This is a genomic window from Algoriphagus halophilus (assembly GCF_041729275.1).
In the GTDB taxonomy this organism is placed as follows: Bacteria; Bacteroidota; Bacteroidia; order Cytophagales; family Cyclobacteriaceae; genus Algoriphagus; species Algoriphagus halophilus_A.
The window spans coordinates 1,962,818-1,985,670 of record NZ_CP146486.1 but is presented as its reverse complement, the minus strand read 5'-3'; the positions used below and the strand labels follow the sequence as shown (position 1 = coordinate 1,985,670).

The 22,853-nt window shown below is 38.3% G+C and carries 24 protein-coding genes; 11 read left to right on the top strand and 13 right to left on the bottom strand.

The features are described 5' to 3' along the window. Positions 1-52 precede the first annotated feature (52 nt). Positions 53-379, top strand: a complete 327-nt coding sequence (locus V8V91_RS10620) for a hypothetical protein (RefSeq protein ID WP_373400042.1) — start codon at positions 53-55, stop codon at positions 377-379. Positions 380-437: 58 nt separating this feature from the next. Here V8V91_RS10620 and V8V91_RS10615 read toward each other — a convergent pair whose 3' ends face one another. The 4 genes from V8V91_RS10615 to V8V91_RS10600 all read right to left on the bottom strand — a co-directional run bounded on the left by V8V91_RS10615 (position 438) and on the right by V8V91_RS10600 (position 2,263). Beyond that, positions 438-707 carry a hypothetical protein gene (locus V8V91_RS10615; RefSeq protein ID WP_373400041.1) on the bottom strand — a complete coding sequence of 90 codons (270 nt, stop codon included), beginning with the start codon at positions 705-707 and terminating at the stop codon, positions 438-440. 483 nt (positions 708-1,190) lie between these two features. Next, complete coding sequence (locus V8V91_RS10610; RefSeq protein WP_373400040.1) at positions 1,191-1,478, bottom strand: integrase core domain-containing protein; 288 nt, start codon at positions 1,476-1,478, stop codon at positions 1,191-1,193. 21 nt (positions 1,479-1,499) lie between these two features. Next, on the bottom strand, positions 1,500-1,874 hold the full coding sequence (locus V8V91_RS10605) for a hypothetical protein (protein WP_373400039.1): 375 nt from the start codon (positions 1,872-1,874) through the stop codon (positions 1,500-1,502). Positions 1,875-1,948: 74 nt separating this feature from the next. Continuing rightward, positions 1,949-2,263, bottom strand: a complete 315-nt coding sequence (locus tag V8V91_RS10600) for a transposase (protein ID WP_373400038.1) — start codon at positions 2,261-2,263, stop codon at positions 1,949-1,951. A 478-nt stretch (positions 2,264-2,741) separates the two neighbouring features. On the opposite strand from V8V91_RS10600, the gene V8V91_RS10595 reads away from it, so the two are divergent. Further along, entirely contained in the window at positions 2,742-3,050 is a 309-nt protein-coding gene (locus tag V8V91_RS10595) for a hypothetical protein (protein ID WP_373400037.1), read from the top strand. A 518-nt stretch (positions 3,051-3,568) separates the two neighbouring features. Here the strand turns inward: V8V91_RS10595 and V8V91_RS10590 are convergent. Then, entirely contained in the window at positions 3,569-3,691 is a 123-nt protein-coding gene (locus tag V8V91_RS10590; RefSeq protein WP_373400036.1) for a hypothetical protein, read from the bottom strand. A 268-nt stretch (positions 3,692-3,959) separates the two neighbouring features. On the opposite strand from V8V91_RS10590, the gene V8V91_RS10585 reads away from it, so the two are divergent. The 6 genes from V8V91_RS10585 to V8V91_RS10560 all read left to right on the top strand — a co-directional run bounded on the left by V8V91_RS10585 (position 3,960) and on the right by V8V91_RS10560 (position 9,499). After that, the gene (locus V8V91_RS10585; RefSeq protein WP_373400035.1) at positions 3,960-4,640 is read left to right on the top strand and encodes a DUF4304 domain-containing protein; all 681 of its coding nucleotides are present in this window, start codon (positions 3,960-3,962) and stop codon (positions 4,638-4,640) included. Between the two features lie 53 nt (positions 4,641-4,693). Beyond that, on the top strand, positions 4,694-5,140 hold the full coding sequence (locus tag V8V91_RS10580) for a hypothetical protein (protein WP_373400034.1): 447 nt from the start codon (positions 4,694-4,696) through the stop codon (positions 5,138-5,140). A gap of 240 nt (positions 5,141-5,380) precedes the next feature. Then, positions 5,381-5,992: a hypothetical protein gene (locus V8V91_RS10575; protein WP_373400033.1), complete on the top strand. Its 612-nt coding sequence runs from the start codon at positions 5,381-5,383 to the stop codon at positions 5,990-5,992. A 522-nt stretch (positions 5,993-6,514) separates the two neighbouring features. Then, positions 6,515-7,345 carry a hypothetical protein gene (locus V8V91_RS10570; RefSeq protein ID WP_373400032.1) on the top strand — a complete coding sequence of 277 codons (831 nt, stop codon included), beginning with the start codon at positions 6,515-6,517 and terminating at the stop codon, positions 7,343-7,345. A 300-nt stretch (positions 7,346-7,645) separates the two neighbouring features. Further along, positions 7,646-8,713, top strand: a complete 1,068-nt coding sequence (locus V8V91_RS10565; protein WP_373400031.1) for a DUF4221 domain-containing protein — start codon at positions 7,646-7,648, stop codon at positions 8,711-8,713. Between the two features lie 126 nt (positions 8,714-8,839). Beyond that, positions 8,840-9,499: a hypothetical protein gene (locus V8V91_RS10560; RefSeq protein WP_373400030.1), complete on the top strand. Its 660-nt coding sequence runs from the start codon at positions 8,840-8,842 to the stop codon at positions 9,497-9,499. Between the two features lie 83 nt (positions 9,500-9,582). Here the strand turns inward: V8V91_RS10560 and V8V91_RS10555 are convergent, their stop codons facing one another. After that, a complete protein-coding gene (locus V8V91_RS10555) occupies positions 9,583-9,807 on the bottom strand; it encodes a hypothetical protein (RefSeq protein ID WP_373400029.1) in 225 nt (74 codons plus the stop codon). A gap of 292 nt (positions 9,808-10,099) precedes the next feature. Here V8V91_RS10555 and V8V91_RS10550 point away from each other — a divergent pair, with 292 nt between their 5' ends. Both V8V91_RS10550 and V8V91_RS10545 read left to right on the top strand, forming a co-directional pair. Then, positions 10,100-10,825, top strand: coding sequence for a hypothetical protein (locus V8V91_RS10550; RefSeq protein ID WP_373400028.1), 726 nt, complete (start codon positions 10,100-10,102; stop codon positions 10,823-10,825). A gap of 209 nt (positions 10,826-11,034) precedes the next feature. Beyond that, positions 11,035-11,634 carry a hypothetical protein gene (locus V8V91_RS10545; protein ID WP_373400027.1) on the top strand — a complete coding sequence of 200 codons (600 nt, stop codon included), beginning with the start codon at positions 11,035-11,037 and terminating at the stop codon, positions 11,632-11,634. A gap of 250 nt (positions 11,635-11,884) precedes the next feature. Here the strand turns inward: V8V91_RS10545 and V8V91_RS10540 are convergent, their stop codons facing one another. From V8V91_RS10540 to V8V91_RS10510, 7 genes are all read right to left on the bottom strand, one after another. Beyond that, complete coding sequence (locus V8V91_RS10540) at positions 11,885-12,211, bottom strand: hypothetical protein (RefSeq protein WP_373400026.1); 327 nt, start codon at positions 12,209-12,211, stop codon at positions 11,885-11,887. Positions 12,212-12,747: 536 nt separating this feature from the next. Then, entirely contained in the window at positions 12,748-14,322 is a 1,575-nt protein-coding gene (locus tag V8V91_RS10535) for a hypothetical protein (protein ID WP_373400025.1), read from the bottom strand. A gap of 11 nt (positions 14,323-14,333) precedes the next feature. Further along, positions 14,334-15,413, bottom strand: coding sequence for a RagB/SusD family nutrient uptake outer membrane protein (locus V8V91_RS10530; protein ID WP_373400024.1), 1,080 nt, complete (start codon positions 15,411-15,413; stop codon positions 14,334-14,336). Continuing rightward, positions 15,392-16,051: a RagB/SusD family nutrient uptake outer membrane protein gene (locus V8V91_RS10525; protein ID WP_373400023.1), complete on the bottom strand. Its 660-nt coding sequence runs from the start codon at positions 16,049-16,051 to the stop codon at positions 15,392-15,394. The genes V8V91_RS10530 and V8V91_RS10525 overlap by 22 nt, the downstream gene beginning before the upstream one ends. An 18-nt stretch (positions 16,052-16,069) precedes the next feature. Beyond that, positions 16,070-18,439, bottom strand: coding sequence for a SusC/RagA family TonB-linked outer membrane protein (locus tag V8V91_RS10520; protein ID WP_373400658.1), 2,370 nt, complete (start codon positions 18,437-18,439; stop codon positions 16,070-16,072). Positions 18,440-18,471: 32 nt separating this feature from the next. Beyond that, positions 18,472-19,137, bottom strand: a complete 666-nt coding sequence (locus V8V91_RS10515) for a TonB-dependent receptor plug domain-containing protein (protein WP_373400022.1) — start codon at positions 19,135-19,137, stop codon at positions 18,472-18,474. 415 nt (positions 19,138-19,552) lie between these two features. Next, a complete protein-coding gene (locus V8V91_RS10510; RefSeq protein ID WP_373400021.1) occupies positions 19,553-21,223 on the bottom strand; it encodes a hypothetical protein in 1,671 nt (556 codons plus the stop codon). Positions 21,224-21,623: 400 nt separating this feature from the next. On the opposite strand from V8V91_RS10510, the gene V8V91_RS10505 reads away from it, so the two are divergent. Then, the gene (locus V8V91_RS10505; protein ID WP_243430975.1) at positions 21,624-22,835 is read left to right on the top strand and encodes a family 43 glycosylhydrolase; all 1,212 of its coding nucleotides are present in this window, start codon (positions 21,624-21,626) and stop codon (positions 22,833-22,835) included. The last annotated feature ends 18 nt before the right edge of the window (positions 22,836-22,853 follow it).

Sequence of the window (22,853 nt, the reverse complement as noted above, 5' to 3'; positions counted from 1 at the left end):
GCTTCGAAAGCCCCGCCTTCGGCAAGCTGCAAAACGTTGTGCGCATTTAAAAATGAGAGAGATCACGGATAAAGAAAGACAGTTCGTTTCAATACTCTTGAAACGGTCAAACCATCATGTTGTAATACCAGAAATGGTAATATCAATGAAAGATGGAAGAATGGGATCAATTTCATTCGACTTGAAAGGTGACCAATCAAGAACAAAGCAAATAATTGCTGGAAACTTTAAGGACAAAGACGGAATCAAGGTTGACTTCGAGTTAACAGCAGACAATGAAGGAAACTTATTCGAATTGGACATTTGGAAAGTCGACTTTAGTCCGTTGATTTCACTACCAAACGAAAAAGAAATAAAAATAACTGCGCAAAACAACTAGGTTTTCGTCGCGTGGGAAGCACTTTTTGTCCGCAGAAATAGGTAAGATGAAACATTTGCTAAACCCCATAATACTCAGCAACCGCCTTTAATATCATATCCCTCATGGATAGTTTAATTTCCCTGCCAATCTCATATTTGAGTTTGTCGAACATTGGAGTTGGGATTCGTAGGGAGTAGATTTTGACATCTTCATTGTCGAATACTCTGCTGGATGCTTTTTCTTTTTGCTGTGTTTCTGGTTCTGAGTTGATTAGCATACCTGGGCCTCTTTTTGGAGTTCCAAGATTCTTATTTCCCTTGCTAGGGTCGTTTAGCTTCTTTGCCATTGGTATTTCAGTTTAGTTTGGTGATAATTTCCTCGACATGTATTTCATAGTCGTTTGCTCCATTGGATTCAGGTGCAAAGTCGAAGACGCTTAGTCTCTGACACCAGGTTTTTAAATCAAAAAATAATTATTCAATGCCTACTATATGAGATGGACGAAATCCTTAATTTAGTTTCTATCACACTTAATGCCCCTGTGCGCAAATAGTTATTAGTCATATGTCCGTATATTGAAAAGTAAGTATGATTGCCGTATTAGCTCCAAATCCACTTTTTTCTTATTACTGTTTTAGAATAATCGTTTGTAAGCTCCCCCGAAAATTGGGCCAGTCAAAAGTTTACTTTTCACCCGATAAGCGAAGGTAAGTGAATACTCCAAGTGGTTCAAGACCAAGGCGAGCGGTTGGCTTGGGCCAACCGGTCTTGAGCCGCTTTCCGCATTCACTTTTGCGCTGCTTAACGGTTTGAAAAGCAAAAGATATGTTCATTTTAGTTCTTTCAATAAGTCAACGGGAGTCCGATATCCAAGTGCCTCATGGGGCCTTTCCCGGTTATAATCTTCCATCCATTCCATCGCTTTCCCTGACCTCATCCAGAGAATTAAATACATTGGAGCTAAGCAGTTCTTTTCTGACGATCCGTTACAGCGTTCCACATAGCCGTTTTGCATCGGCTTGCCCGGCTGGATAAAGACCAGCTCAATGTTCTTCTCCCTACACCAGTGATCCAACAGACGGGAGATAAACTCCGGTCCATTGTCCACGCGGATCATTTTGGGGAGGCCCGGACCAGCTCAACAAACTCCAACACTCGGATTACCCGTTGTGCGAGGAAGTGAAAAATCCACTTCCATAGCCAGCATTTCCCGGTTATAGTCATCCAGAATGTTAAAGACCCGAAAGTGCCTGCCGCTCCAAAGGCTATCGCTCATAAAGTCGATAGACCAGACGCAGTTGATCGATTCCGGCCTGTATAGGGCCTGTTTAATCCTTGCGGTAGCCGCTTCTTGTGTCTGCGTCTGATGTTCAGTCCGCATGGCAGAATAGATCCGGTAGACCTTTTTATGGTTCCATAGATGGCCTTTTCTGCGAAGCCGGTAATGGGACTGCCAAAAGCCAATGGCAGGGTGTTTGGCTACCAGTTCTTCCAGCGCCTGGATCACGGGCATATCGTTTTTTGGTTTGGGGTGATACTGGAAAGTACTTCGGGGCACACTAAGCGTTTTACACGCCTGACGTTGGCTCACTCCATGTTCGACCATGAACTGAACCAGCATGCCTTTTCGTCAGGCGTCAGAGCTTTTTGCCACCGCATCCTTGAGAGCCTCATGCACAGACTCAGATCGGCAAACATCCGCTTTAGGCGGGAATTCTCTTCCTGAAGTTCTTTCAGCTTTTTGACCTCACTGGCTTCCATTCCGCCATAACGCTGCTTCCATTTATAAAAAGTGGCAGGTGTAACTTCCATTTCACGACAGATTTCTTCTACTTTTCTGCCGGCCTCATGAGCTTTGATCGCTTTGACGATCTGCGTTTCTGTGAATCTCGATTTTTTCATAATAACCATTTAAAGTTGATAATTTCAATTCAACTTTCAAATGGCCGACTTTAGGGAAGCTTACAGTTTAGAAGATAGATAAATCCACAAAGTCTCTTAGTTGTTAATTTTTCTAAAAATAGAAAGAAAAGCGGGAATACAACGCTTTGTTAATTCATTACTAACTGAAAGCTTAATTTAATTTGTTCACAGGAGAAATTTATAGAACAACTCGGTCTCTTACAATTAATCCAAGTAATGGTATGGTAGGTTAATCAGATTTTCTAGTAGCAAGATAAATTGGATTTTAAACTATTTTTTCTCAACCTTGGTGTAAATATTAATAAATTAATTGATAATTTTCAGTCCAAGTAGTGCTTTAAAAAACATTAGATTAGGAAATGTAATTGAGTACTTAACTAATTTTTATGACACTTTTGAATTTTACTCTTTGGTCAAGATTGATTAGATTTTAGTTTTAAAAAATAAATTCCATAAAATGAAAAAACCACTTTTAATCCTATTCCTACTTTTGGGATTTTTTTCCAACTATTGTTTTGCATCTGATACTCTTGAAATTCCAAAAAAACATAGGTTTCAGATTGGAATCAGATACTTCAATGTTCATAATAATTTTGTTAATCAATCCAATGTGGGATCTGGAATCTATGGGACTTATAGCTTCCCATTATTTAATAAACTTGGAATTGATGGTAAAGTAATTCTAGGGACAGATTGGATGATTGGAGAAGGGGGATTTCAAAATCAGAATGGTATCAAAATCCAATTTGGGGTGGTGCTGGTTTAGAAAAGAAAATTTCAATTTTTTCACACAAAGATTTTGGTATAGTACTAGGAATGAAAGGATTCGGAATTTCAAAGCCAGACTCTTGGCTTTATAATCCTGAAACGGGTGAAAGGCAATATGAATACATTGATCAAATTAGAGTTTTGTTTAGTACAAATATTAACTATAGAATAAATAATAGTCCGATTGTTTTGGACCTTGGAATTGATTTGGATCATTATTATACTCTTACAAACCTGGGGATTTCCTATTCGTTCTAAGTTGTATTTATACTTGATGTGGTCCTTAGTATTGTGTTAATTTTTAATTCACCACTTTTCTTCAAATCATTAAGATTTGGGGTAAATGCCGTCAGGAGTCTGTTTCTCTCCCTAAATACTAAAATGATCCGCAACTGCCTTCAAAATCATATCCCGCATAGATAATTTCGTTTCTCGGCCTATTTCATATTTGAGTTTGTCAATCATGGGGGTAGGGATTCGTAGAGAGTAGATTTTTACATCTTCGGTATCAAACTCTTAGCTGGATGCTTTTTGTTTTTGCTGTGATTTAGGTTCTGAGTTGATCAGCATACCTAGGCCTCTTTTTGGAGTTCCAAGATTCTTATTTCCCTTGCTAGGGTCGTTTAGCTTCTTTGCCATTGGTATTTCAGTTTAGTTTGGTGATAATTTCTTCGACTAGAATTTCATAGTCTTTTGCTCTGTTGGATTCTGAAGAATAGGAGAAGATTCTTTGATTCTGAAGTCAGACTTTTTATTTCAAAAAATAAATTTTCAAAGCCCGCTTGACTGCATCGACGAAATTCTTAATTTGGTCACAGCAGCACCCGGAACCCTGTGGACAATTGCGATATAGACGCAATAGGGTAGTGGTAATGCTGTAACCACAATTGTTGGGCGCAAGCTGAAAATGAAAGGCAAGAACGCCTATAAAGCTACTCTGGACGAGATACAGAAATTAGTCCACCAAGACTTAAAGCCAAATGGCTTCAAGAAAAAGGGACGGACACACAACAAGACTGTTGACACCGGACTAATTCAAGCCGTCAACTTCCAAATGGGACAATTTCCAATTGGGGACAACTACGTAGTTCCAGGAATTCGTGAGAGCTATTATGGAAAGTTTACCGTTAACCTTGGCGTGTACGTTGACGAGCTTGACGAATTAAAAGGCAATAAGACAAGGACATTTGTACAGGAGTATGACTGTGCCATCAGGAAAAGACTTGAACATTTGACAAAAGGACAAGATAAATGGTGGACACTTGACGACAATTACGAGCAAACTGCACAAGAAATAATTGACGGGCTAAACTCACAAGGACAGACTTGGTTTGACCTTTTTGACACGAGAGACAAAATCGTCAAAAACTTGCAAGACAAATCATACGAGTTCTTCCTTACACCAAGAGCAAAACTTGACGCTGCAATTGTTCAACTCAACATTGACAGACAAGATGGAGAAAGACTATTTCAAGAATATTATGACTCGGTTGACGACAAGAAACCGCATAAAAAGTATGTAGCTGATTTGATGTACCGACTGAAAATAAAAATAAAGCCAGCGCCCAGCAAAACCTATAAGCAATAGCGCCCTGCGGGACGCTACTGCTCATAGCCAGGGCCGTTGGCACTAATCCATTAATGATGAAACCTAATGACTTTATTAACTCAAGAAAGAATAAAACGCTTTTGGGAATAGCGAAGAATTACATTTTAGCACCTTTAGTGTTAACTTTTATTTCGTTACTCTTAAAATGGGTTTTTGCTGTAGCTATTAATGATGTTAATTTTGGTGCTCTTTGTGGTATTTGGATTGCTGTTTTTCTAAGGTATCTTTTATTAGATGTCAAGCCAACATATCTTTTCAATTTAACCAAGACAGAAAATTATTTGATTCTGGACTTGACAAATCCAATTGGTAAAACTCTGAAAGTAAAAGTTTCATTAAATGAACTCGAAAAATTTGAGGTAGAAAAGAGAACGTTCTGGAGAGCCTTTGATAAAATTAATTTAAAGGTGGATGGTAAATTCAGGCACTATAAAACTGTAGACAGAAATTTGAATGAGGAATCATTTAAGTTAACCTAAACTTTCAAAAAATAGATCATAGCACTTTTGTCAACACTGTATATTTCAAATAAGGCTTAATTTAGGTTTTAGGAAAAGTCATTGACTTTGACAATCGGCGCCCAAAGCGTCGTTTTCATTTAAAAAAGTATTAATTTCAAAATCAAAACAACGCTTTGGTGAGAAGTGAACTAACGGTTTTTTAATTGCCTTACTTGCCATATGCGAACACTCTATAGCCAATTTTAGGGCGACACAACAATGAAAAATATGTTGATATTTTTAGTTGGACTTTTATTGTTTGGCTGCAATTCGACAACAAAGACAGAAAATTATGAAGGTGTAACGGTTTCGAAAATAGAGAAGGAATCTGAACAATCTGTTTACTTCAACTTTCACAATTTCATAATCCGTAAAGGACAATTAGGTGAAATTAAAATAGGTATGACTATTACCGAAGCAGAAAAACAGCTTACTGGACTGAAAAAGAAAACAGACCAAGCGACAAATTTTGGATTTGGTGGTGGAAGTTCAGCGAATCTATATTACTTGGGAGACGAATTATTGTTTGGACTAATCCCTAGACTTGGAACCGACACTTTGCTTTTGATAATTGCGGCAAATAAAAATTTACTGACAACAAATGGACTTAATCCAAACTCAACAGTTGAAGACCTTCTTGAAAAATATCCGGACCTGACAGTAAACCAAGATTTAATGAGTGGTGGTGAGTTTTATCAGGATACAACGAACAATTGGGATTTTGTTTTTAAGACCAATGAACACACAGAAATAGGAGACTATCCTGAATTGGAAGAGCCTTCAAGGCCAAAACAGCTGACAACACATGCGGATTGGATAGTAATCAGATAAAAAAAAAAATGCCCTATAACAGCACCTACAAGATATTGGGAGTTCAGTGGATAAATGAAGCTTTGTGCTTCGTATCAAGTTCAATGGTGGCAGACTATTTAGTGCTTCGAAATCCGCTTTTTCGCCAAACGCCCAAAAGCTGAGCAGCAATCCTAAGCCTTTTTTTAAAGTTCCAAGGTTTATATTCCCTTTTCTTGGGTCGTTTAACTTCTTTGCCATTTTGATTTCAGTTTAGTTTGGTAATGTTTTTCCCAACCAGCATTTCATAGTCTTTTGCTCCGTTGGATTCTGGAGCATAATCGAATATGGTTTGTCCCTGCCACCAGGTTTTTATATCAAAAAATAAATATTCAGATCCCTCTTGATGAGATTGACGAAATTCTTAATTTGATAAACAGTATTTCATAAATCCTTTTGAAAACTGTGTTAATAAAAATTGAGTGATCGCTTATAGTTTACATTGTTGTTAGAATTAACCTTAGATCAAATGAAATACCTCTTTACTTTTTAACATTTGTATTGTTGAGTGCATGTAATGCTCAGAATACAAGAGAAGTTACAACTGAGATTGGTTACATACCCAAGCAGAAAGCTGAAGTTTCTGATGAAGACTACAGGAAATGGACATTCCTACTACGTAGTATATATGAACAAATTTCTAAGGATAGTGGGTATTTGAAATATGGTGATCACCTTAACATCGCAACTGCTTTTATTAAATTAAAAGAACCTAGGCAAAAGGTTGTGGATCAATGGTATCTCGCTCAGCAAGAGGATTTAGAAAGTACTGCTGAATTATTTCCTTTAATTTATCAATCTTCTAGAAGTGTAGTCGGTTATCTATCTGACTCTGAGTATGATTCATTAATAGGGAAATTTGCTGAAGTTGTGGAAAATAAGCATGAAATAAGACTTAACCCATCTGAGTATGCTCTAGAAAATAACCTTGATACTGTCCTCGTTGCGTTAATGGCGCACTTGAATGAAAAAGATCAGGAATTTCGAATGTCAGATATGGGGAAACAACAACTTATTGATGAAGAAAATATTCAGATAATCGATTCTCTTTATTCTTTACATAAAAAGTACATTGGCAATTCTTTAGTTGGTGGTGAATATCAACACGTAATGTGGGCAGTAATTCAACATTCGGATCTTGGACATCAAGAAAAGTATTTACCAGTTGTTCATGAAGGTGTAATTAATGGAGAATTACCGAAAACACCATTAAAAATGCTTATTGATCGAGTTTATATGAAGAAATATGGTTATCAAATTTTTGGTTCTCAATCAGGTGGTGATTTAGCCGATGATGCAACTATCGAAAAAGTCAAGAAAGAATATGGCCTATAGAAATTCATTTATTTGAAATTCTAATACATTCTATATAGAATATGAAAGCTAAGCTTTTGTCTAAATTGAAATTTTACCGAATCTAGCAAGAAGATCGCTAACCTTTTGATAGCTTTTATAAACATGATATTTATTTTTCTAAATTCCATAATACTCCGCAATCCCCTTCAAAATCATATCCCTCATGGATAATTTGGTTTCCCTGCCTATCTCACAATTAATTTTTAGATCCATGAGAACATTATTTACAATCATCGCACTTTTTATCCTTGCCTCATGTGACGGTGAAAAAGAAAAATAATGGGAGGGGCCCAGCCTTTCAATTTTTCTGTTGAAATCGACACGGTGCAAATAGATTTCAAGGACAGGTTTTACTTTATGGAGATCTATTTGGCCACCTCGAATGTATCTCCTGACAAGAAATTTTTATACAACTTAAATTCATTTGCCCCAAACCTGGAAATCATTGACTTGGATAAGCAGGAGTTGATCAAAATAGAACCAATGGCAAAAGAAGGCCCAAAAGGCATTGGTCCAGTAGTTTTTGGGGTTTTTGTAACTCAACAGAATGAGTTGGTGGTAGAAGGTTGGAATGAGTATAGAATTTTTGACTCTCTGAGGACTGAAATGAAAACTATCAAAATCGGCCCAAATTATTTCAAAGGGGATGAGATGGAGGAAGGAGAACGTTTCGAATACCACCCCATCTTTAGTGATGATGGATCTCATCTTTATGCAATCTATAAGGAAGACGCTGGTAAGAAGGTGGGAGAAACCAAAGGTCTTGCATTGGTTGATTTAGTTAATTCCACGATCCTTAAAATCCCAATTCCTGAACTCAGTAGCCTCAAACAGTTTATTATACAAAACCAATATGGCTTTGAAAAAGGAGAATCATCTTATATCGCAAAAACAAAAAACAATCTAATTGTATCCACAAGTGCTTATAATGAAGCATTTGTCTTTGACATGGAAAATGACACTTTAATTCATAAGGTTTTTCATTCTCAACTCACAGCAGATGCAAAAAAAGGAAATTCGACAAAAGAATCTAACCGCAATGAAGATCGAGAAGCCAGTTTCAATGAGCACTCTAAAGAAGTACAGTTTGGCAAATTCCTCTATGATGAGCAGAATGAAAAATTTTGGAGATTCAGTTATGACAAGGATCGAATGATTGGAGACTCTGTTGCTATGAAAACAGTTCTGACAATTTTTGACTCTGATCTGAATCAATTGCATGAGGAAATGGTGGAATATGATTACTCCTATTATCAATCCTTTTTCAAGGAAGGGATTTTGTATTCCTACATTAACCTAAATGATGAGATGGCATTTATTCGAGTCAAACCAAACTATAAACAATGAAAAGACTATTTTCCACTCACAGTCTATCCTAATAACTGTCTGCTGTGAAAAGGCAAATCCGAAGGTGCTAGATCTAGGAATGTTTTAGAAAAATTCGACCAAATAACGCACACATTAATACTTGACTTGGGTGACGAAATATTCAATCTCAACAATCGCTTGCAGAACACCGGTGTAGTTTTTAAAAATATTTTCAAAGTCAAGTTAATGGGATCGACGAGATTCTTAATTTGGTTTCTCGCTGACCATTCCACTGAGGACAAATTGGGGGTTATTCAATTATTGTTCGAGAATGAAATGAGGAATAGATTTGTTTTCCTAATGAGTGTTTTGGCTACATTTGGTTGTATAAAGCAAACTCCTAAAATGAAAGAATTTGAAAAAGCTGAGGAAGAACTTGTTGACTTAATGTTCTTTGGCCTTGATTATGGAATTGAAAATATTCAGGGGGATTTTTCCGGAGCTTTAATCCCAATTGTAATTACAGAGAAAGAAGGTGAAAGACATTTGAAGCGATTCGTAACAGAACGTATAGAAGATGGTCTTGAGAAAGGGGAGTTATATCTTAAGACTGATAAAGAAGCTCAATACGGTGTAGTTATTTATGATGGATATTTGACGGGCGACGGAATTAAAGTTGATGCTATTTTGGTGAAAGGGTTTGATAGGAAAGATGAAGTTGGTTATATAATAGGTCAGAGATACAATCGAAAAAATGACAGTCTTAATATTGAATTGATAGGAAACGCTTTCTTCCTTGGAAATGAAGAGCAAATGTTGAAGTAAAAAAATTGGTACTAAACATTTAACGGTAGCAATAATAATCTAAACCCCATAATGCTCCGCAATCGCCTTTAAAATCAAATTCCTCATGGATAGTTTGGTTTCCCTGCCAATTTCATATTTGAGTTTGTCGAACATTGGAGTTGGGATTCGTAGGGAGTAGATTTTGACATCTTCATTGTCGAATACTCTGCTGGATGCTTTTTCTTTTGCTGTGTTTCAGTTTCTGGGTTGATCAGCATACCTAGGCCTCTTTTTGGAGTTTCAAGGTTCTTATTTCCCTTGCTAGGGTCGTTTAGCTTCTTTGCCATTGGTATTTCAGTTTTTTTGGTGATAATTTCCTAAACCAGCATTTCATAGTCTTTTCCTCAATTGGATTCTAGACTGTAGCCGAGAATCATTGTCCTGGAGATGGGCTCTTTATTTCAAAAAATAATTATTCAATGCCCACTTGATGGGATGGACGAAATCCTTAATTTAGTTTCCACAACACCCCGTACCCCTGTGGACAAAGCGAATATATACGCAATAGACAAGTAGGACTAGGGTTTAGCGAGGTGTTGTAAGCCATTTTGAAAAACCACACAGCACACAGATTAGCAAATGAATTGGTTTGATAAAATAAAGAAACAGACAGAGAAAATTGACGGAAGTCGAGATATGAAACGTGGTGAGATTAAGACTATCTTGATTGATAATTTCAAGCAGCAAATTCCTGACTTTCCGTTTCTGGATTATAAAAATGGTGTTTATTTTTTTGAGCGTATTCGGAGTATTTACAACTATAAAATCTATGAAACGCTTCACTTGTCTTTTGGATTAAAGGATAAAAATTTTTCATGTTCAGTTTCTTCGACTCTAAATCCCACATATAGATACGTTGGAACTTATAATAGTGGGATTTTGACCCAACATGTGAATTTGATTGTACTCAAAAAGAATAAAGGAAGTATTCCGATTGAAGAAGCCTACTATTTTCATAACGGCAAAATTGAAACTACAACCAAGATTGTAAAGTCTATTGTTGATGATTACAAACAATTTGGATTACGATTTCTTGACAAAAGGTATAATGACTTATTTGATAATAAAATTTTCGATAAAGGATTACGCCTATTAGAGAATATTACAATTGATAAAACAGTACTTAAGGAGCAAATCGAAAAGGAACTCAAACAAGTAGATTATGTTTCGAGTAGATTGACGAACAGTGTATACTTGTACATGAAAGAACAATTACAAGCAGTTCCAAAACAGGATAAAGATATGAGACAAAAGATACCAGGATTTGCTTATTCTTTATTGGAATATTATTGGGAAAATGAATAAAAAACGGCTTACAACACACAATATAAAACAGTTGGGGTTCAGTGGTTTGCGAAGGTTTGGTTCTCGCATCAGCATTCTTGTCGGTGGACAAGAACGCACTTCGAAAACCCAACCGTTTCATATTGTCAAACGTTAGCCACAATATGAAAAATGCAATCTACATACTGACATTCCTGTTGACTTTAAATCAACTTTCATATGGACAAGAATTGCCAATTCCTGACAATTACTCAGTTGTAGATTCCGTTTCGGGCGACTTAGACAAAGATTCGATTGCTGAACTTGTTGTTGTTTACAACATGGGGCCTGAAAACGAGATTGACGGTATTCCACGCGAACTAATAATCTATAAGCTCAAAAATGATAGTTGGACAGAATGGAAAAAATCTGACCAAGCAGTTTACGGGAGCAAAGATGGCGGAATGATGGGCGACCCATTTGCAGAACTTAAAATTGAAAAAGGAATTCTTCAAATCAGCCATTACGGTGGAAGTAGTTGGAAATGGGGATTTACCGACAAGTATCGATACCAGAATGGAGACTTCTATTTAATTGGATATACCGGAATTGGTGGAAAACTTTGTGAGTATTGGAGAGAAGTTGATTTTAACCTTTCGACCGGAAAAATGATAGTCAAGAAAGAATTTGAAGAATGTGAAACTGAAGAACAGGAGATTTACAAGAGAGAAAACGAAACCTTGTATGAAAAAGGATTGAAAATCACTCTTCAAAATCGACAAGAACTCGAGATAAAAATCACAACTCCCAAGTACAGACATGAAATTTATATCGCAATTGGAAAAGAATAAAAAAATACTGTGGCTAACAACTAGGTTTTCGTCGCGTGCGTAGCACGAACGATGAAATGCAAAGCATTCACCGAGTCATAAAATCACCTTTTCACCGGAGGTAAACCGATGTTGCACAGCCTGTCCCGATAGCCCAGCGTATCGGGAGAACCGGTGAGGTTCTTATGGGGATTGAGTCGAGATTTTTTGAAGGAAACGAGGTGTCCAATTAGTTTAAAAAGTAATACCAGTCAGAAGATTCGGTATCGATTTAAAGAAAAATTTTGTTTTTTTTAGCCTTTCCAATGCCTTTTGGAGGGGCTTTTTTATTGCATGGGCATAGCTCCGCAACCGCTTTTAAAATCAAATCCCGCATAGATAATTTGGTTTCCCTGCCTATTTCGTATTTGAGTTTGTCGAACATAGGAGTAGGGATTCGGAGAGAGTAGATTTTTACATCTTCGGTGTCGAATTCCTTACTGGATGCTTTTTCTTTTTGCAGTGATTCTGGTTCTGAGTTTATCAGCATCCCAAGGCCTCTTTTTGAAGTTACCAGATTTTTATTACCCTTGCTAGGGTAGTTTAACTTCTTTGCCATTTTGATTTCAGTTTAGCTTGGTGATAATTTCCTAAACCAGCATTTCATAGTCTTTTCCTCAATTGGATTCTAGACTGTAGCCGAGAATCATTGTCCTGGAGATGGGCTCTTTATTTCAAAAAATAATTATTCAATGCCCACTTGATGGGATGGACGAAATCCTTAATTTAGTTTCCACAACACCCCGTACCCCTGTGGACAAAGCGAATATATACGCAATAGACAAGTAGGACTAGGGTTTAGCGAGGTGTTGAACTAAACCGACTTTACGGGTAATGGTCGAAACCGTTGTCTTTTAAAAAGTAAAGATGTATTTATATAAACAATAAACTAAAAATTGAATTTTGGTAAGTTTGTTTTACGAAATGTTTAAAAAGGAACTTCTATCAATCAGACTAATTTATCCGGATTATTTATTCTGTGCATTTTGATTTATTAAATTGACAGAAGTAATTGATCTATTTTTACTGTTGAAAAAATAAGGGCGAAGCTAAATCAGCATTCGCCCATATTCTTAATTATAACCCATCTATCTATTACTGTCTTAATTTTGCTTCCGATATGGAAATGTTATCCATATAGAATTTGATGGTCTGACTATTGCCTTCATTGGCACCACGGATATTCAAATTGTAGTTACCAGTAGCTTGAAACTCTACTAGCATAGAGCTATAGACCCACTTACCAATTTCAAAATCTGCTGAGAATTCCGGGTTTGGTCCCACTCCCCAGTTAGTATTTGGATTCCAGTAGAATCTTAAATCTGGTGGATTGGCGCTAGGATCACTTTTACCTAGATCTTCCACATATACCCAAACCCCGATTTCATAGGTTTTTCCTTTCTCTACAGGGAAAGTGATCGGTGCATTGTCATTATCAGTATGACCTATGATCATCCCTCCGTTTGGTTCCATGGTCACGTATGCACTCTTTTTACCATCTAATGATTTTGCAGAACTGATATTGAATTTATATTTGTCCCAAGGAGCACCCCACCATTGGTAAGGCCAATTAGTACTAGTGGAAGTTTCGAAGCTGTAATCAAAAGCGGTGTCCTTGAGGATGTTTTTACCAATAAAAAATACTGGTATATCTTTAAAATCATCCGCCATCACGCCATCTGCAGTTGCCATTTCGCCTTGTTTGTAGGAGACAGTAACCTGATCATCGTTGTAAATAGACTGATTATCCAAATTCAAAATCACAAAATTTCCTTCGATTGGATCTACAGTTGCGGTTGCTACTGTAGCAACAATAGGATTTCCTTTGTTCATGATGCTAACGGTAAAGTCAGCAGGATCAAGACTGGCCCCGTTCATTTCTCTACTGAAATTCAAGGCAATTCCTCCATTTTTTTCCTGAGCACCATCCAGTGTAACAGGTTCAGTAGAAGGAATAATTTTCAAAACATTTTCTATAGCAATAACAAATTCCCCTCTGGGTCTGGCTCGAGATGCGATCAAACCGAAATCAAATTCTCCGACTTTCTTGTATCGTACGTCAAGTGTATCCACCAATTCCTCTGAGAATGAAGGATCTCCTCCATCTAGGTTCCATTGATAAAGCGCTGGTTCACCTTCAGACTTCACGATATAGCGGATAAAAGTTCCTGCCATTACTTCATTTTTGGCATTGTCTTGAAGACTTAATGCTTCACCAAGCGTGCCGTCATTGTTCAGGATATTTGCTGTTATACTTATAGTTATCTCAGGAATAACTTTCACAATAATCGTAGTGTCCAACTCTTTTCCCCGCTGCTCTAGTCCTACAAAAGCATTGTCTTTGAATACTTGATGAAGCTTTACTTCATGCTCACCTAACATTTTGAAGGTAGTTTTTACTGTAGCTTCCGTAGAGGTCACATCATTGTCTGAACCTTCTATATCCACAGCACCTTCCGGAAATGTCCATAGTCTGGAAATTACTCCGGCTGATACATCACCAAAGTCTAATTGTCCACCTATTTGAACCGTATTTTCAAAGTCCATTTCTGAGGTGAAAATCACCTGATTACTTGGTTCATTTAAGTTGATGCCCTCATAGGGATCTACACAGGATTGCAGTAGGAGTACAGCAATCAATGTTTTTATGATATTGATATATTTTTTCATGTGAGTCGTGATTAATTTCCTATCTGATCATTGGTTTGGAGTTCCTGAGCAGGGATTGGAAAATAGTTGTGAACTGCAGGAGAGTAATTGGCCGAGGAAAGTAAGAAGTCTGGTCTGATCCGCTCTGCTATGTAAAGCGGCGGTTGGTTGAAAATGGAAGCCTGATTCTGCATTCTCCAAATCTCATCCTGACGAAGTTCATCAAACACTTCTTTTACGATTCCCCATCTTACCAGATCTTTCCATCTATGTCCTTCAAAAGCCAGTTCTAGAGGACGTTCCACTCTTCGGATATGAGTCATGATGTTTTCCGCATTTGGAGCTACCATCGGCTGAGCCCCATGTACTTGTTTACTGATGTGCAACTGTGGAAATGTATTGTTATTTGCAGCTAAGTATTGCTTAATAGTAATAACTCCTGCCCTTGCTCTTACCATATCAATGTATTCTATTGCTTCATCTACCGATCCACCGGAATTAAGCAAAGCTTCAGCATACATTAGATACACATCGGCAAGGCGAATATGTCTGAAGTTGATACCTGAACGTGAATTGCCATCTTCATTTGGTAAGTGGTACCAATTCGTATATTTCTTGATATAAGCACTTTGGCCGAATGCCCAGCCTCCCCTCGTCCCTATAGGCAATTGATAATAGAGTCCTTCTCCATTAATAGGAACTATTGAAGCTGACATTCTTACGGACTGCTGATTTCCCTTATTGATAGAGTTGCTCGGGTCAATCTCGTCATTTACATACAACTCATGCAGATAATAGCTTGGCAATAGCGTGTTGTAGGCAGCAAAATTCAACTGACCAAGTTGGGTGGCAATATTGGTAGCTTCAGCTCCAGTCCTACTTGGGTCATCATCTACCACAGATCCATTTGCTCCAGGGTTGATATCCGCATTATATGCTACTTCGAAAATTGACTCCTCATTGAATTCGTTTTCTTCGCTGTAGTTATCTCTTACTTTTGGCGTAAGGCTATAGATGTTAGAGTCGATAACTTTTTTGAATTCAGCAGCTGCTGCAGACCAGTTTTCCTGGAAAAGAAATGTCTTTCCACTCAATGAGGCTGCAGCCCCCAAGTCACTCTTCCTTTGTTTTTATCATCCCAGATTTTAGGAAGATGAGTTTTGGCAAATTCCAAATCCGGCATAACTACCGTAGTAAAAATTTCCTCCTTTGGACTAGGCGGCGTGTTGAAATCAGCATCTGATACAGGAACTGTAGTTCTTATAACTGCTTGGCCATAAGTAGTCGCTAATTGGAAGTAAAAGAAAGCCCGAAGGAATCTAGCTTCAGCTTCTATGATTTCTTTTTCATTTGCTAAAAAGATGCTAGGATCAGCTTCCTGAATTTGATTGATGACTTGATTGGCACGGAATATCCCTATATAAAGCTGATTCCATTTATCAGTCACCTGATCGCTGGCGTCATTGTAGGTGAGATTTCTGTAGGCAGTTGGTCTATACCAAGCTTCTGTTCCTCCAATATCTCCCAGGATCATTTCATTCACTAGTCCACCTCCCGAAATCGCCTGAAATTGTGTAGCTCCGTAAACGGTAGCCAGTGCACTTTGGAACTGAGAGGAAGTTTCCCAGAATGTGTCTGTAGTTATTGCGTTTGGATTGGTTTCTTCCAGAAAATCCTGGCCACATCCAGTCAACAGCATCGCGCATAGGGAAGCTGAGGCAAGTGTTCGTTTATATATTTTGAGTTTCATTGTTATGCTTTTTTAGAATTAGAATTGAATCTGAACACCGAAAATGAATCTTCTTGATACAGGATAATTTCCCTGATCCACACCTCTGGTGCTGATGCCGTTTCCACCAACTTCAGGATCATATCCTGTGTATTCAGTGAAGGTGAATGGATTCATAGCTGTACCGTAGATTCTCGCTCTGTTAACTCCGATTTTGCTTGTTGCTGTCATTGGAATGGTATAGCCCAGCGTGATATTTCTGATTCGGAAATAGGTACCGTCTTCCAAAAAGAAGTCAGATCGTGCACGCACATTGTTGTGATAACCATCGCCACGGTCAGTAGGGATGTCCGCATCAGGATTTTGTGGAGTCCACATGTAATACTGATCCGTGTGTCTGCCTTGGGTGTATGCGTAATATCTAGAGCCGTTATAAAGCTTGGCTCCATAGGAAAAGTAATTCTGTACATACAGATCAAATCCTTTGTATTCGAAATTACCGCTTAGTCCAATATTGAATTTATCTTGACCTGAACCGGAATACACACGATCATTTTCGTCAATTCTTCCGTTCCCTGCATCTGGGATCCCATCTCCATTGGTGTCTTCAGTCAATTGATCTTTGTATTTCATGTCTCCGATCTGAGCACTTGGGTCAATTTTCTTATATTCAACTAGATCTTCCTGAGTTTTGATCACTCCATCATGCTGCACCAGGAAGAATGCTCCTGCCTGATAGCCTACGGCAAAGAAGGTGGTGTAATCTACATTTGGACCCAAAGAGGAGGAAGGCTGTCCATTGCCATAACCTCTCTCGATTCCTTCCAAATCAGTGATTTCATTAATATTCTTTGTGAAAGTAGATGCAAGATTCCATTTGAATCCAGAAGCATATTCTGTTCTATAGGAAAGAGAAAGTTCAATTCCCTTATTGGTCATATTACCTGCATTGACAATGATTGGACTATACGTGCCCACAGCTCCAGGGTGATAAGCACCTCCTGAAGGTGGAGTTGCACGAGGAAGCAGCATGTCTTGCTTGTCATTCTTGTAGATGTCAGCTGTGAAGTTTAACCTGTTGGAAAACATGGCCAGATCAATCCCTATATTGCTAGAAATGCTGGATTCCCATTTCACATTTGGATTGGAATACCTTCTCTGGATAGCACCATTATAAAGATCCTCAGAAGAACCAAAAAGATAATTGACGCCACTTTCGATCTGACTTGCATAGGTATATGGAGGAATGCTTTGATTTCCTACCTGAGCGTAACTTCCTCTTAACTTCAAGTTATCGATGAAGCTTAAATTTCCATTTTGGAAAAACTGCTCTTCGGAAATATTCCAACCGGCAGAGACGCCATAAAAATCACCGTACACATTGCTTTGCCCAAAATTGGAAGAACCATCCCGTCTATAACTACCCGAGATCAGATAGCGCTCATCATAATTGTATTGTACTCTTCCCATCAAACCACTTAAGGTGTTGACATAATCAAAACTGGTAGGTTTCGTGGCTTGCTGTCCTGCGCCAAGTACAGGTGTTTTATTACTCAATAGGCCAATGATCCCTGTTCCTATCTGCTTGGAGGTAAATTTTTCATAAGAAGCCACAGCAGTTAAGTTGATTTTATGCTTTCCAAACTCCTTGTCGTAGGATAAAATGTTTTCCAATACATTTCTTTGAGTGAAGGTATAATCCTCATTCAATAAGGCATCTTCTCTGGAAGCCGTTGGGTTGTAAGAACCATCCCTGTTGGTCACCAAATACTGAGGTCTGAAGAAATTCCTTCTGTAATTCCAGGAGTTACTTCCCAGATTCAATTTGTATTTGAAACCTTTGAAGAATTCATATTCCAGATTCAGAGCAATGTTTGAGGTGGTAACTTTACGGTCATCTACATTTTCCAACTCTTTTGACAAGTAGCTATACAGGATAGCATTGTCCACTGGGATTTGCACATTGTTTTCACCCACCGTTTTCAGGGAATTTAGCGGGGCAAGCCAAGGTCTCTGTGCGATGCTGTATTCATAGAGTGACCAAGGTTCCTGGGAAGTGTTTTCTTCTGTATAACCCAAACTCACAAAAGCTTTAAACTTGCCTTTGTTGAACTGTGCAGTCAATCTGTTACTTAGCCTATCAAAGCCAGAATTGATTAGGACACCATTCTGACTAAAGTAATTGGTGTTGAAGTTTAGAGATAGATCTTCGGTCCCACCGGAAACGCCTAATCCATAATTCTGGATCAGCGCATTGTTGTTTTGCACATCACCCACAAAATCTGTGTCGTAATCCAAAGCATCAGGATTGAAAAAGAAAATCAAAGGATCCCTTCCCAAGGCTTCCAATTTTACTTCCTCAGCATACATCTGCTGCTGGGAATTCATCAAAGGTGTACCAGAGGTAATGTTCTGTACACCGGCATAAGCATTGAGATCAACTACGATATTTCCTTTTTTCCTCTTTTGGTTGTAATCAGAATTACACCGTTAGATGCACGGGTTCCATATACAGAAGCAGCTGCGCCATCTTTAAGGATATCAAGCGACTCGATCTGATCAGGGGAAATGTTTGGATTACTTTGATACGGTACTCCGTCCACCACATAAAGCGGCTCAAGAGCTCCCATGAGAGAACCCACACCACGGATTTGAATATTGGCCGCTTGGCCAGGTCTCCCACTTGCAGCCTGTACGTTTACACCTGCCACTTGACCTTGGATAGCTTCCCCCACATCGGAGACAGGAGCCTTGCTGATGACGTCAGCCTTGACTTGTCCGACAGCACCGGTAATTTCTTTCTTCGACTGAGTACCGTAACCTATCACCACGACTTCTTCAAGGCTTTGGGTGTCAGGCATCATCTGTATATTGATTTCAGATGAAGAGCCTACAGTTTTCTCTACTGCGTTAAAGCCAATGAAAGTATATATGATTATATCTCCTTGATTAGCTTTTATACTATAATTACCATCTATGTCTGAAATGGTACCCGTAGTCGTTCCCTTTAATAAAATAGAAGCACCCGGTAAAGGAGAACCAAGATCATCTATGATCTTGCCTCTTATTTCTTGTTGTGCCGATACAATAGGTATCCATATACACAACAGGATAAGTGTCAAAGGGAGGCTTTTCCTCCAGTAGTAGAGTTGTTGTTTCATACGGTATTTTGAGTTTAGGTTATTTGTTTTCGGAAATTTGATCAAGGCAACTTTTCTTACACAAAAGTCTTTTTGGATCTTAAAACCTCGGTCAATGTAGAGATCCTAAACCTTACAATCCATTTTTCAAACTCGATTAAAACTGGACAAATCGATTAAAATATCGATTGCGGAGCCATTTTTGACTATACAGCACTTGACGAACATATTTTTTCACCTCAATTTGAAGCAAAAGCTTGCACTATTGAAACGGTACAAAAAAACACCAAGCAATTTTGCTTGGTGTGGAATACTTATTAATTGTATAAGTGTATATAGTGTAGGCTTAGCTAATTATTTTGTCTAGTTGCTGCCACTCTTTTTAGAATTTAGCTATAAACTCTCCGAGATTTTCATTTCGGTCTATATTAAATTTCTTTCGGAGTCTATATCTAGAGGTATGTACGCTTTCTATGGATATCCCGAGGAGTGAAGCCATTTCCTTGCTGCTGAAATTAAGCTTTACCAAGGCACAAATTTTTAGGTCAGTCTGAGTAAGCTCAGGATATTTCTTTTGCAGGTTTTCGTAGAAGCTTTGATTGATGGCAGTAAAGCGAGCTTCAAATTCTTTCCAGTTACTTCCCGGAGAGCCTTGAACGGATTTGATCATCTTTTTCAGACTGTTCACATCCACCAGGCCCTTGTCATCAGATAGACTGTTTTTTAGTTTATCGATGAATTCATCTTTTTCTATCAGTTGTAGAGCAGTGGTGGTTAGTTCCTTGTTTTTCAACTCCAGAATCTCATTGGTCTTCTGAAGTTCCAGGGCCCGCCTTTCAGCAAGGGCCTTTTTCTCCAATTTATGCTTTCTTCGGATATTCTTCACCAGCAGCATTCCATAGATTACCAGTGAGCATAAGACCACTCCCAAGAGCCATAATTTCAGCACATTTAGGCGTTCTTCATTCTCCAGATTGGCGATGTGCTGCTCCTTGATCAACTCTTTTTCCTTTTCCTTTTGCAGTCTGTACTGATCGTTTATCGCAAAAAGGTGTTTATTGTTCTTACTATTTGGTCCAAAAATTTCCGCATTGATACTGTTTACTTCTCTCGAATGCTGAAAGGCATCCTGGAAATTACGGGTCTGAGAATATAAAGATGCCAGTGCTTCATGAGACATCAGTTTGTAATTGGAATGACTTTGAAATACTTCTGACAGGCGCAGAGATTCATTGAAATGCTCCGCACCTTTTGCAAGGTCTCCTTTTTTGAGATACACTTTTCCTATCAGCGTGTGGATTACGATGAGATAGGATCGGTCGTTTTTTTCAAAATAATCCAAAGCCTCATCTAATTTGGCTAGAGCACTCTGGTAATTCCCATTCATGCCGTCCAAATACCCATCTTCGGCAGTGACATAGAGTAGGGAATTGGTGGTTTGGTCTTTTAGTTGAAAGCAGCTGTCCACATAGTGAGCTGCCTGTTCAAAATTACCATTAACTCTATAAAAATTAATCAGTGAGAAATAGTCACTTATAATATAGGATACATCGATAGTTTTTTGTGCATACAATTCCTTATTAATAGATAATCCTAAATTGAAATATTTTAATGCCTCTTCATCTCTATGATAAAAGCTATAGAGCCAACCAAGCTCCTGATATATTTTGGCTTTGAGCATTTCGTTATTTATTTCCTCAGCCAGAAGCAGAGCTTCCCAGTACCCATCATAGGAATTACCATAATCTAATAAGTGCGCGTGAATGCTTGATAATTCATTAAGGGATTTGATCAAGTTTATGGTGTCCTTTTCTCCCCGGAATTGATCGATTTGACTTTTTAATACTAAAATGGAGCTGTCAGGATTGCTGTATTTCAGTTCATTTTTTCGAAGCACATTTTCTAGGCTTGTAGAGTTGTCCTGTGCAAGTGTTGATTGGCATGTCAAGATGATCACTCCTATAAATAGAGAGAAAATCAGGCAAAACCTCCTAAAAATGCATTTGGAGCATAGGAAGGATAGTACCGGAAAATCGAAATGATTGGAGCTCATTTTCGTGTTATTAGGCGTATTTTGGGTGTAAATGATGTTTTTTGCAAAATAATCTGAACCGTATCAGGTTCTTTAAATTTTGTAAGGTCAATTTATCGATCGTCGAGATTAATTTTTCGTTTTTTCAGACTTTTTATCGACTTGTTCAGTTTTTGTCTAGATGGTTTTTGGAGGTTTATTCTTTTCTAATGGCATATTTGTTCAAAGCGAAACACTAAAAAATTTGAATTTAGATAGTCAGTCTTAAAAGAGGATTTTGATTTCTTTCTCAATAATTAAGGCTGGCAATTTTGCACCTCTCTCACTTTACATTCGAGTTTATGGATTCGTCTTTTTATAGAATTTAATGTCCTTTACATATAAGTCTTTTAATAAGTATAACCCAAAATGAAAATTATATATGTTTAAAAATTTGTGTATTGCTTCTGTGGTGGGGCTTGTAATATTACAGTCTTGCTCACCTTCCGATAAGGGTGATAATAAGGATACCATAGCATCAGATCAGGATACTTCAATTACTCCTGAGCAGCTCGACAAACTAGGTATTACCAATGCAGATCACTTAAGTGCTGCCTCTAAGCGCGCCTTAAAGTGGCCGAATATCGGTAATGAATGGTTTATAGAATTTTCCGGGCTTCAGCCTCTCAAAGGAGATCTTGCCTATGAAGAAGGTGTCGTTCGTCGTGATCCAAGTGCGATGATTTTTGAAAACGGCAAATACTATGTCTGGTACAGTAAAAGTGTTGGGCCTACAGATGGCTTTGCAGGAGATATAGAAAAAGACAAAGTCTTTCCTTGGGACAGGTGTGATATCTGGTATGCTACTTCCGAGGATGGCTGGACCTGGAAAGAGGAAGGTATGGCTGTGGGACGAGGTGAACCGGGTGCTTACGATGACAGATCAGTGTTCACGGTGGAAATCATGAAGCATGAGGATAAGTATTACCTGACTTATCAGACGGTCAAATCTCCTTACACTGTTCGGGTCAAAAATCAAATCGGATTAGCCTGGGCAGATTCACCTGATGGTCCTTGGACCAAAAGTGAAGAACCAATTCTAAGTCCTGCCGACAATGGCATCTGGAAAGGCGAGGAGCAGGACCGCTTTGCAGTGGAGAAAAAAGGGGATTTCGATAGCCACAAGGTTCACGATCCATGTATCATTCCTTACAATGGCAAATTCTATCTCTACTATAAAGGTGAGCAGATGGGAGAGGAGATCACTTTTGGCGGACGCCAAATCAGACATGGAGTAGCTATCGCTGACAATCCTAAAGGTCCCTATATCAAATCAGAATTTAATCCAATCAGTAATAGCGGTCACGAAATCTGTGTCTGGCCCTACAATGGAGGTATAGCTTCTTTGATTACGACTGACGGTCCAGAGAAAAACACGATCCAATGGGCTCCTGATGGAATCAATTTTGAGATAATGTCCTCCATCCAAGGAGCGCCACATGCAATCGGCCTGAATCGTACAGCCGATACGGAAAAGGAACCTACGGAAATCCTTCGATGGGGATTATCCCACATTTATAACAGCTATGATTACCAAAGCATCATGAGGTTTTCTTCAGCAAGAAAAACCACTCATAAGGCTAAAGGAGAATAAGCAAACCTAAAAACCAAA

Coding starts and splice junctions, on each gene's coding strand:
- V8V91_RS10620 (WP_373400042.1), top strand. CDS start 53: ATGAGAGAGATCACGGATAAAGAAAGACAGTTCGTTTCAATACTCTTG.
- V8V91_RS10595 (WP_373400037.1), top strand. CDS start 2,742: ATGAAAAAACCACTTTTAATCCTATTCCTACTTTTGGGATTTTTTTCC.
- V8V91_RS10605 (WP_373400039.1), bottom strand. CDS start 1,874: ATGCCCGTGATCCAGGCGCTGGAAGAACTGGTAGCCAAACACCCTGCC.
- V8V91_RS10505 (WP_243430975.1), top strand. CDS start 21,624: ATGTTTAAAAATTTGTGTATTGCTTCTGTGGTGGGGCTTGTAATATTA.
- V8V91_RS10575 (WP_373400033.1), top strand. CDS start 5,381: ATGAAAAATATGTTGATATTTTTAGTTGGACTTTTATTGTTTGGCTGC.
- V8V91_RS10600 (WP_373400038.1), bottom strand. CDS start 2,263: ATGAAAAAATCGAGATTCACAGAAACGCAGATCGTCAAAGCGATCAAA.
- V8V91_RS10555 (WP_373400029.1), bottom strand. CDS start 9,807: ATGGCAAAGAAGCTAAACGACCCTAGCAAGGGAAATAAGAACCTTGAA.
- V8V91_RS10585 (WP_373400035.1), top strand. CDS start 3,960: ATGAAAGGCAAGAACGCCTATAAAGCTACTCTGGACGAGATACAGAAA.
- V8V91_RS10540 (WP_373400026.1), bottom strand. CDS start 12,211: ATGGCAAAGAAGTTAAACTACCCTAGCAAGGGTAATAAAAATCTGGTA.
- V8V91_RS10535 (WP_373400025.1), bottom strand. CDS start 14,322: ATGAAAAAATATATCAATATCATAAAAACATTGATTGCTGTACTCCTA.
- V8V91_RS10510 (WP_373400021.1), bottom strand. CDS start 21,223: ATGAGCTCCAATCATTTCGATTTTCCGGTACTATCCTTCCTATGCTCC.
- V8V91_RS10580 (WP_373400034.1), top strand. CDS start 4,694: ATGATGAAACCTAATGACTTTATTAACTCAAGAAAGAATAAAACGCTT.
- V8V91_RS10590 (WP_373400036.1), bottom strand. CDS start 3,691: ATGGCAAAGAAGCTAAACGACCCTAGCAAGGGAAATAAGAATCTTGGA.
- V8V91_RS10565 (WP_373400031.1), top strand. CDS start 7,646: ATGGGAGGGGCCCAGCCTTTCAATTTTTCTGTTGAAATCGACACGGTG.
- V8V91_RS10525 (WP_373400023.1), bottom strand. CDS start 16,051: ATGAAACTCAAAATATATAAACGAACACTTGCCTCAGCTTCCCTATGC.
- V8V91_RS10610 (WP_373400040.1), bottom strand. CDS start 1,478: ATGATCCGCGTGGACAATGGACCGGAGTTTATCTCCCGTCTGTTGGAT.
- V8V91_RS10550 (WP_373400028.1), top strand. CDS start 10,100: ATGAATTGGTTTGATAAAATAAAGAAACAGACAGAGAAAATTGACGGA.
- V8V91_RS10615 (WP_373400041.1), bottom strand. CDS start 707: ATGGCAAAGAAGCTAAACGACCCTAGCAAGGGAAATAAGAATCTTGGA.